8 protein-coding genes and 1 pseudogene are annotated in these 9,162 nt (G+C 58.4%); 1 reads left to right on the top strand and 8 read right to left on the bottom strand.

Annotated features, from left to right (window positions below; genetic code table 11):
• Positions 1–421: 421 nt before the first annotated feature.
• The 8 genes from AU465_RS33880 to AU465_RS37315 all read right to left on the bottom strand — a co-directional run bounded on the left by AU465_RS33880 (position 422) and on the right by AU465_RS37315 (position 8,175).
• Positions 422–760: a slr1659 superfamily regulator gene (locus AU465_RS33880; protein ID WP_192257468.1), complete on the bottom strand. Its 339-nt coding sequence runs from the start codon at positions 758–760 to the stop codon at positions 422–424.
• Positions 761–778: 18 nt separating this feature from the next.
• On the bottom strand, positions 779–1,339 hold the full coding sequence (locus AU465_RS33885; protein WP_192257470.1) for a slr1658 superfamily regulator: 561 nt from the start codon (positions 1,337–1,339) through the stop codon (positions 779–781).
• Between the two features lie 2 nt (positions 1,340–1,341).
• The gene (locus AU465_RS33890; protein ID WP_192257472.1) at positions 1,342–3,708 is read right to left on the bottom strand and encodes a SpoIIE family protein phosphatase; all 2,367 of its coding nucleotides are present in this window, start codon (positions 3,706–3,708) and stop codon (positions 1,342–1,344) included.
• Complete coding sequence (locus tag AU465_RS33895; protein ID WP_192257474.1) at positions 3,705–4,883, bottom strand: class I SAM-dependent methyltransferase; 1,179 nt, start codon at positions 4,881–4,883, stop codon at positions 3,705–3,707. The genes AU465_RS33890 and AU465_RS33895 overlap by 4 nt, the downstream gene beginning before the upstream one ends.
• Entirely contained in the window at positions 4,880–5,407 is a 528-nt protein-coding gene (locus tag AU465_RS33900; RefSeq protein ID WP_376774935.1) for a ubiquinone biosynthesis methyltransferase UbiE, read from the bottom strand. The genes AU465_RS33895 and AU465_RS33900 overlap by 4 nt, the downstream gene beginning before the upstream one ends.
• 134 nt (positions 5,408–5,541) lie before the next feature.
• Positions 5,542–7,191, bottom strand: a complete 1,650-nt coding sequence (locus AU465_RS33905) for a putative bifunctional diguanylate cyclase/phosphodiesterase (protein ID WP_192257476.1) — start codon at positions 7,189–7,191, stop codon at positions 5,542–5,544.
• A 368-nt stretch (positions 7,192–7,559) separates the two neighbouring features.
• Entirely contained in the window at positions 7,560–7,790 is a 231-nt protein-coding gene (locus tag AU465_RS37310; RefSeq protein WP_312891353.1) for an ATP-dependent DNA ligase, read from the bottom strand.
• Complete coding sequence (locus tag AU465_RS37315) at positions 7,747–8,175, bottom strand: ATP-dependent DNA ligase (RefSeq protein ID WP_281396957.1); 429 nt, start codon at positions 8,173–8,175, stop codon at positions 7,747–7,749. Before AU465_RS37315 ends, AU465_RS37310 begins: the two co-directional genes overlap by 44 nt.
• A gap of 598 nt (positions 8,176–8,773) precedes the next feature.
• Between AU465_RS37315 and AU465_RS33915 the strand changes: the two are divergent.
• Positions 8,774–9,162 (top strand): annotated as a pseudogene (locus AU465_RS33915) (hypothetical protein); the annotation flags it as partial.

Raw genomic sequence — 9,162 nt, forward strand, 5'->3', positions numbered from 1 at the left:
TTCCTTCCTCGGGGACTTTCGTACGCCTGCCGGCGCCCGAAACTCTTCGCGTGAGCGGACTGTCCGTCTTCAGAATAGCAGGGCTAGAAGCGGACCGCCATGCCTACAAGCCCTGCGATGAAAGCCCCTGCGATGGAGGCTTGGATTTGGTGGCAGACTTTGTCGCGACCGGCGCGCTTTCAGTGAGGCCGTGAAGCCTATGCATCCGCAGTGCGAAGGACAGAGCCAGCCGACAGGGCTACCCTCGGCCGCCATCCTACGGCCAATGCTGGCGACCGCGGCACTCGTTAGGCCCCCACGACTCGCATAGGAACGGCACCAACGGCCGGCCTTCAAGTGTGCCTTCGATTTCAATTGGCGGTTTATCGCCGCATCGATCAACTGACGATTGACGGGATGCATTGACTTGCGGACAAACCTGTCAGTCCATCAATAGCATCAGGGCGGGATGCAGCTTCTTCAGATTGGGCAATGATTTCGATTGCCAGGGTATGTCGGGCGTTCCGCACACGACGAGTCGAACGTCGGGATGCTTGCGCACCTCGATGGTAAATTTCGCCAGCAGGTTGATGCCGGAGGAGTTGAGAAAGTGAAGGTCCTTCAAATTGAGGGTAATGGAAGGGGGATTTGAGGCAAGAACGCTGGTCGCCAAAGCCGTGATGGGCGCACCGGCCTCGGAACTGGCAAGCCGCATTGCACCGTCGAAATATATGTCACTTCCCTCAACCCAAACGCGGTAGTCGTCTGTCTTGATTTCCATAGCCTGGCTTCGTCTCATCTAGTTGTGAGTTTGCGAGATCGGTATGGAGGCATATGTCTCCAGGCAGATCCGATCGTCTTCGTCGGCAGAACTGAATATCCAGGCCAGGCGCGCGCCATAGTCGCTCATCAACGTCAGCAATCCGAGCCCGGAGCGCCCCGCGTCGGGGTTCGCGGCATTCGCTTCGATTCGCTGTATCAGCAGGTCCTTGGGGTCGCCAAGAGTGATGTCCGCCAGGAGGCTTTGGAACTCGGACGCGTTTTCACCATCGACGTCATTCGACACCTTGAGCTTGAAGCATTCCGAATCCATCGACGCCTCGATCACGATCTCGCCCGGTGCGCGAAACTTGACAGCGTTTTCGATGAGTTCGTTGACCAGATATCCGATGCTATGCCGCACCTCCATGTAGTCATTGCGGGACGACTGAAAGCGCAACGCGAAAAGATCGGCGATGAAGTCCGAGGTCGTAGCGCAATGACGCCAACTCAGGTCGAGAGGCCCGTCGAACAGCCGCACGCGACTGACACTCTCCTTCATACCGATTGCAATGTCAGGGGTACCGAACAGCGCTGTCATTTCTATGTGTGCCTTATGATCACGAGGGTGATGTCGTCGTGGATCTTCTGGATTCCGATATGGGCCATCAGATCCTCAATGATCCCGGTCTTGATTTCCTCGGCGCTCCTGCCGTGGCGCTTCTGCACGCTCCGGCAGAGGCGATCGAACCCGAACAGTCTTCTGTCTTCGTCTTCCGCCTCGGTCACACCGTCGGTGTGCAACACGATCACGTCGCCGCTCCCGAACACGATGTCACGCGTGTCGATGAACTGCGAGATGTCGGTTTCCAGGCCAACCGGCAGACCCAGATCAAGCGTATCGATACGTTCGACATCCCCATCCGCGCGCACGACGAGAACATCCTCATGCTGGCCGGATAGCGTTACCCGCCCATCCTCAAAGTCAAGAAAGGCCAGCGAAAGATGCTTGTCGGTGTTCGTCCGCTCGATGTTCTTGTAGATCGCTCTGTTCAGCCGAACCAGAAACTGGTGCGGATCCAATTCGTTGGCCTCCTGCAAGGCGCGTGCAACGGATTGGACCATCAGCATCAGTACACCGCTCTCGAGACCATGGCCTGTCACGTCGCCGATGCCGATCTTGACCCGTGATCCGTTCTGCAGGACGTCGTAGTAGTCCCCGCCGACCTCGTCGGCCGGCCGCATGTAGGCCGCGATTTCCAGCCCTGGAATCGCTTCGAGTTCGAATTGTTTCGGCAGGACCATCATCTGGATCTGCCTGGCAACCGCGAGCTCGGCGCCGAGGCGGACGTTCTCGTCCCGCAGCTTTTCGTTGAGTGCGGAAATCTCCTGATTTGCGTCCCCGAGCTCCCTCGTCCGTTCGTCGACGAGTTGCTCGAGGTTTTCCGTGTGAAAGCTGATCTGCTCAGCCATGCGGTTGAAGGCGATCCCTGCCGCTCCAACCTCGTCGCGCGTTGGGATGCTGACGCGCACCGAGTAGTCTTTGGACTGGAGCCTCTGGGCGGCGCCGGCGAGCGCCCTGAGGCCCGCGGTGATGCGCTTCGAAATTCCGAGCACGGCCGCAAAGACAATCAGAAGCGAAACGACGATCGCGGCGATCTGAAAGAGCAGAATACGGTTGGTTGCGCGCGAAATACTCTCCTGCGCGGCGAACAGGGATGCATAGATCTCCCGTTCGGGAACGACGATCCCGACCGACATCGTTTCGGACTTGATCGGTCCCGAACTCCACAGGTTGGTCGGCTTCAATCGCTTGAGGACAACGATGTAGGGTACGCGTTCGCCCTTGTTGTCGAGCATGATATGCTGAATGACACCGTCATTATTCTGGTCGAGAGGCAGCGACGCGATAGCCGGCTGCGTACTTCCCCGTAGTGACCTCTCCAAGCCGGTGACGCCCTGCGTGCCCGCGTCGCTCGATGAAGTCAGGCCGATGATCGCCTGGCCCGACGGATTGATCGCCACCACGTTGCCAGTCGACATCGTGAGGAAGCCGAACCCGGTTTCAGCGATCTTCACCCTTTCGACGACTTCCGCGAGCTGATCGAGAGTGATGTCTGCCCCCGCCGTACCGGCGATACCGGTGCGATCATGCGTCCACAGCGGGTGGAAAAAGCTGACGATCAGCTTTCCCGTGATCGCATCTGTGTAAGGCGCTGTCTGGGTAATATCGTCAGGGACCGGACGTGAGGCTGGATCCCTGGTCCATTGCTGCCATGAACCATAGATTCCCGGAAAGAAGAACTCCCAGAATTCCGCCTTGTTGTGGCCCGGATAGAGCTTGTCGAAGGTCTGTGCCTGGTTCGTATACGGCACCGTCCTGAAGATCGGCCGTTCCTTTGGACCAATATAGTACATCTGCAGCTTGGACGATCCGCTGGCCATGAGGGTCGGCGCGACGAGATCGATCACGGTACTGTCTTCTATTTCCTGCTGAACGCCGGGCAGCGGAGTGTGGTCGGCGCCCAGCAGGTAGCCCCAGACGCTTACCACGGAAGGCGCGCCCGGCAGGTTCTGCGCCCAATCGCCCTGCGCGTCGTAGACGAGCTTCACGGAGCCGGGCGCTTCATGCGAAAGCGTCGCTCCGACCTGTTGCTGCCTCGTCGGATCGTCGATCTGGGCCTGCAGCACGCCGGCCAGCGCCTTGACGTCGCCATGAACCCGATCGAGAAGCAGGTCGACGCTCAACGCCGTCGACTCGGCATAGGAACGAATGTACTCCTGGTTTGCGGTCGTCAGGCCCTCACCGACTTCCGATGTGGCGTCGCGCGACAGCTTTTGGACGTTCCAAAGCGCCAAACCACCGCTCAGCAGGAGGTCGAACAGTACGGCGCCGCCAACGACCAATACGAATTTCGCTCGAAAGGAGCGCAGGCCGAAGCGCGGTGCAGGCTCATTGTCGGCTTTCATTGCGGACGTCGCCCCGATGCGACCCAGATCGGCCAACCCGCATAACCCTTGGGGTGGAGCGCAGCGAAAATGTGGTCCTGGAAGCCCTGCCGGAACCGAGCGACGAACTCCGGCCCATCGCCGCGCCTGGTCGCCATCTCGCCCGCATAGACATCCGCCCAGGCCGCAATGACATCGGCGAAATCCTGCGGATCGCCGTCCAGGTTAGTGACCATGAAGGTCTCGACACGGATGTCTTCGAATCCGGCTTCCATCAGATATCGCCGGCTCTTTGGCCCAAGCTCGACGTCCATCTCGAAATGCCCGAACAGCTTCGCCACCTCATTGTAGGTCCAACGAATGCTTTCGGCGCGCGGCTCGCCGAGGCAATGCGAATTCTTCTCGTTGGTGATGTAGACCCGCCCGCCTGGCTTGCATATGCGGTAGAGTTCCTTGAGGATGAGTTCAGGTCGATTGAAGATTTGCAGGGAATGCCGGCAGGTAACCAGGTCAAACTGCGCTTCGTCGAGCAGCATTTCCGACGCATCGCCATAGGTATATTCTATGCCCCGGATATCGAACTCCCGCATCACTCGTCGAGCATAGTTCAGGCTTGATATCGAGTGATCGAGGGCGACGATCCGCGATGGCTGGAACTCCTTCTGCACCAGCACGGCGAAATCACCGATCCCGCAACAGATGTCGGCCATGACGATCCCGGGCCTCATGCCGTGTCGCGGCAAGATTGCGCGCTCGTGGCGCCATGTCATCTTTGTCTGCGTGCGCAGGATTGGGACGAACCCGCCTTCCTCGAGAAAGCCCTGCCCCGGATAGAATTGGCTGTCATACTCCTCGACCGTGACGTTCGGTTCGATTCCGCTCAAGCGACCGAATTTTCGCGAGGTCCATCCAACGACGCTTGACGTGATGACAACAAATTTGAGATCGGGTCGAGCCCGGCAGGCATCAATGATGATCCTCGAAAAAGCATGAAATGCAGCGTTGTTCATCTGCGTCAGGCGTCTGACATTGACGTAGAGAACGCCGCGCACACGGCCGATCGCATCACGAAGCAATGCTATGCTGGGCCCAAGCTCATCGATCGCCTGAGGCCGGACCACCCCCGATATGGAGAACTCCTGGTTGTTGGCGTCGTATTGCGCCTTGAAGCGTGGGAGGAGGTCGTAGGGGCTCAATGTTGCAGGCCCTCAAGCGGCAAATCCACGACAAGCTTGATCGCATCGCCGTCGGCTTCCTCGACCCTGAGTGTTGCGTTGTAGTCGACAGCCAGTTCAAGGAGTACGATCTCCCGGCTGGGGGCGAGATCCCCGGACACGGAATTAAGGTATCGCTCCCTGGCTTCAAATCCGGCGACTTGCGATACGGCTTCTTCGTAGAATTGTCGCTCTTCTGGCAGGCAAGGGAATGTCAGCTCGATCCTATCCGTCGCGCCATGGCGAGACACCCTGCATGCCAGTGCGCCATCGGCATGGCGCGTTCGAAACGCGACTTCCAGCAACTCGTTGAACGCAGAGGAAAAGAGATTTGAATGCCGGACCGAGTCTGATCGATTTTGACTGATCATCCGGGCCATGTATGTCGAGACATAATCGCAGTGTCTCCAGGCGGAGACAAAAGTTCTGATTTCCATGTCGATCTGGATCATCGGCTCAAAAGTCGGCTCGCCGGCCAGGTCATGATGAACAGGTCCCATCGGCATCCTCTCTTATTCCATCATTTGAGCCCTGGTGGCGCGATGACCGCCTCGTGATGACCCCAGTCTTACATGACAAGAATTGCGCGCTCTGCCTCGATCGCTTTTACAACTCTCCACTTCACAACGGGTGCAAGGCGCTAGAGCGCCCGATTTGATTCCTCCATCGCTCGCCCCCCCTTCGGCGGGGACCGCCTGACGAAATCGCTGGTTGCCTCGGCTCCGAGCGGCCGTCCCAGGAAATTACCTTGCAGGCAATCGCAATTCTCCTTGATCAGCCAACGTGCCTGTGCCGACGTCTCGACCCCCTCAGCAGTGACGCTTATTCCCAAGCCGTGCGCCAGATTGATGATCGATCGCACGATCGTTTGGCTTTTTAGGTCGGTCTCCAAGTCCGTGATGAAGTATTGATCTATTTTCAAGGTGTCGAATGGAAAATTCTTTAGATAGCTCAAGGATGAATAGTACGTTCCAAAATCGTCGAGCGAGATACGTATTCCCAAAACGTTCAAAGTATTTAACGTATCGATATTGTCGATCGTCTTCTCAAGAAGAACCGTTTCGGTTATCTCAAGTTCAAGCCTGTCAGCTCGGATTCCAACTGCGTCGACGATCTGAGCGACCGTGTCGGTCAGCGAACCACTCAGGAACTGAGCCGGCGACAGGTTGACTGCGACTGTCAGCGAGGAAGGCCACGTCAATGCCTGGCGACAAGCTTGCTCGAGCACCCATCGTCCGATCTCGTCCATAAGACCGTCGGCTTCCGCGATGGGTATGAACACGCTGGGCGGAATGATCCCGACCTCGGGGTGCCGCCATCGCAGCAGCGCTTCGAAACCGATCACCGACGACGGTGGCCGAATGAGCGGCTGATACTCAAGATAGAGCTCGCCCCGCTCCAGCGCGGTTCGAAGGCTGCGCCTCAGATTTTCGCGTTGCTCGAGCAAGAGCAGCATCGAACGGTTGAACGTTCGAGCGCAACCGCGTCCATCCGTCTTGGCTGCGTAAAGAGCAATGTCGGCGGCTTTCATCAGCTGCTCGCCGTCGGTCCCATGCTCCGGCCCGAATGCAATTCCGATACTCGAGCCAACGAAGAGGGAAATGCCGTTGATGACGAACGGCTCCTTGAACGCGTCGACCAGCGATCCGGCAAGACGTTCGGCTTCCGCGGGCTGCTCCTTGCCCAATTGGATGACAGCGAACTCATCGCCGGCATACCGGTAGGCGGATTCGCCGTCCTGCAGCGCGTCGCGGATTCGACCTGCCGCGAGCTGAAGAAGCGTGTCGCCCGCTCCATGGCCGAGCGTGTCATTGACCGCTTTGAAATCGTCAAGGTCGATTTGCAGCAGGGCGGCTTTCGGCTTTGGTCCGCCGATGACCGCCAGCGCTTGCTGCAGCCGCTCACCGAATCGCCGCCGATTCTGCAGTCCGGTCAGCACGTCGTGCGTCGCCTGATGGAGCAGAACTACGTGCTCCCGCTCCTCCGCTGCGCTGCGCCCACCGTGCGCTCTCGATTCGATGATTCCGACACCATTTGCCGTGCCGAAGACGAAAACGGACCGCGGTGACTCGGCCGGTGATCGCGGCAAGTTGATGCTTGCCGGAGAGCCGCCCTGGAACACCCGAAGAAATTCGTCGCGACAGCGCGAATCGAGGAAGCTCGGATAGATATCCCAAATGGCGGCACCCTGCGCCACTAAGCCTCCATACATGCCTTTGAGCCTGGCTGCGTAGTGCGTCAGCCGGAAGTCGCGATTATAGAACGACAAGAGTTCGGTCGTGTTCGCCAAAAGGTCAGCGAGAAGCGCTTCGACGGTATATGCAGCGTTAGAGGAAGGCCCCTCATTCTCCTTGCCGGCGCCTGATGCCTTTGGATGCAAGTGCCACCTCCATAGGCGGTGCCAATGTGCGTCCCCCAGTTCGAAAATAGCATAACCGTCAAGCTTGGCAAACTTTCAGCTCGCATTCTTAACAAGCGTAGTGTGCAGCGTAGTCGCGATGCATGCTCCGCCGTGACTGGCGGGCGTTTATCCACACGATGAGCAGCCATTAATTGTTAATAAATTGATAATTTGCAGATAATTGCCGCAGGCGTCTGATTCGAAATATTAAGGCAAACGGGGCGGAGCGGCGTTCGCAGCCCGCGCGGGACTATCACCTAGCAGTTCGAAATCGGCTTTCTCGAATATCTGACCTTCAGCCATGTTTTAGACGGTCCGCTCCTGTAGCGGCTGTCGGCGCGTTTCGAAATGACGCCATTAAGCCTGGTTTTCTCGATGGCGCGAAAGATCGCCAGCGCGTCGCCCTCAAAATGCTCACTGTATTGGATCTTGCCGACGCCAGGCTCAACCAATTGCCGCAGCGCTTGTTTGCGCTGCAGCAAGGGCAACGGGGCAAGATTGCGACAGTCGAGATGGAGGATGTGAACGCGACGAACACCAGCCGGCTCGGCTCATCCAGATCGCGGCTTCCAGTTCAGGGGAATCGGGCGTACCCCGCTCGCCTGACACAATCACCTCGCCGTCCAGAATGGCGGTGCCCCGGCATGGAAGTTCGACTGCCAGGGCGATGGGCCAGTATTTTGTCGTCCAATCCCTGCCGTTCTTATTGTAGAAACGCACGCCGCCCTTATCGATGATGATCTGCGTCCGGTAGCCGTCGAGCTTGGCCTCGTGAACCCACCCCTCATCTTCGGGTGGCTGCTCGACAAGAGATGGCATCTGCGGCGGAATGAACTCCAGCCGGTCGCCGTCGACCTTGGCACGCTTACCCAACTACGCCACCATCTTTGACGGATAGCGGTGAACGCGAGCGGCACAGGCGGTCCGATATCCCCCAACTTGGATTCCTGCCCCGCCTGTGCCGAGCCCCACTAAGCCACCGAGCCCCCACTAAGCCATTCTGCGACTGAATGAACACCAGCCGGCCGCCCCGGCCTTGGCACGCTAACTCACTTACGCCACCACCTTTGACGGATAGCAGTGGCGCGATCGGCACAGGCGGTGCGATATTCCCCCCAACTTGGAAACCTGCCGCCTGTGCCGAGCCCCCGCTAAGTCATCGCGAACATCTACGAATAGGGTCGCATTGTCGTTAGCTGCGCATCCAAATACTTATCCGGGCGTACATATCTCGATATCGACGCGGCATCTCTCTCCCAGGGCTCGTGCTATTTGGGGTGGCGTCAGCCCACGCAGTCGCCTTGCTCAGTAGCGGGTTTGCCGCCCGGCACCCAGCAGGACTCCGGGCGGCATTCTAATGAGACGTTGCCGAGCACACATAACCTCCAGCGTGGTCACCGAAGTCGTTTCGGGTCAGCGGGAAGACGGGCCAGCGCAAACCGGCCGTCCGTTGCAAAGCTGGCGGTCATGCGTGAAAGCAGCCCGTTTCAACCCAGGTCGCTTTCTGATTGAATACCTCAAACATCGGCCACGGAGCATCGAAGAGAAAATTCCCGAAAGCCAATGGCGCGACTTCGCCGCGCAGATGATCCGCGATTTCACCGGCTTTGAGACCGTCGATCCTGACTTTGTGGAATGGATGTCAGGGCAGACGGTGAACGGCCAGATAGCTCCGAAATATCTCGACCATCAGTTGGAATGCCCATACTGCCTCACCATCAGGTTGAGAATTCCTGCTGACGCCGGTCCAGACACGCCGATTTCTTGCGACGATTGTGGAGCGTACGGGCTCCAGCCGGCAACGTTGCGGCGACGCTGCAAACACCAGCGGTACGGGATACAATTACCGGAGCGAATGCG

Source organism: Mesorhizobium silamurunense, assembly GCF_014843905.1.
Classification (GTDB): Bacteria; Pseudomonadota; Alphaproteobacteria; order Rhizobiales; family Rhizobiaceae; genus Mesorhizobium; species Mesorhizobium silamurunense.

Excerpts from the sequence above, each read along its gene's own strand:
- AU465_RS33885 (WP_192257470.1), bottom strand. The coding sequence starts at position 1,339 with ATGACAGCGCTGTTCGGTACCCCTGACATTGCAATCGGTATGAAGGAG.
- AU465_RS33890 (WP_192257472.1), bottom strand. The coding sequence starts at position 3,708 with ATGAAAGCCGACAATGAGCCTGCACCGCGCTTCGGCCTGCGCTCCTTT.
- AU465_RS33900 (WP_376774935.1), bottom strand. The coding sequence starts at position 5,407 with ATGCCGATGGGACCTGTTCATCATGACCTGGCCGGCGAGCCGACTTTT.
- AU465_RS33880 (WP_192257468.1), bottom strand. The coding sequence starts at position 760 with ATGGAAATCAAGACAGACGACTACCGCGTTTGGGTTGAGGGAAGTGAC.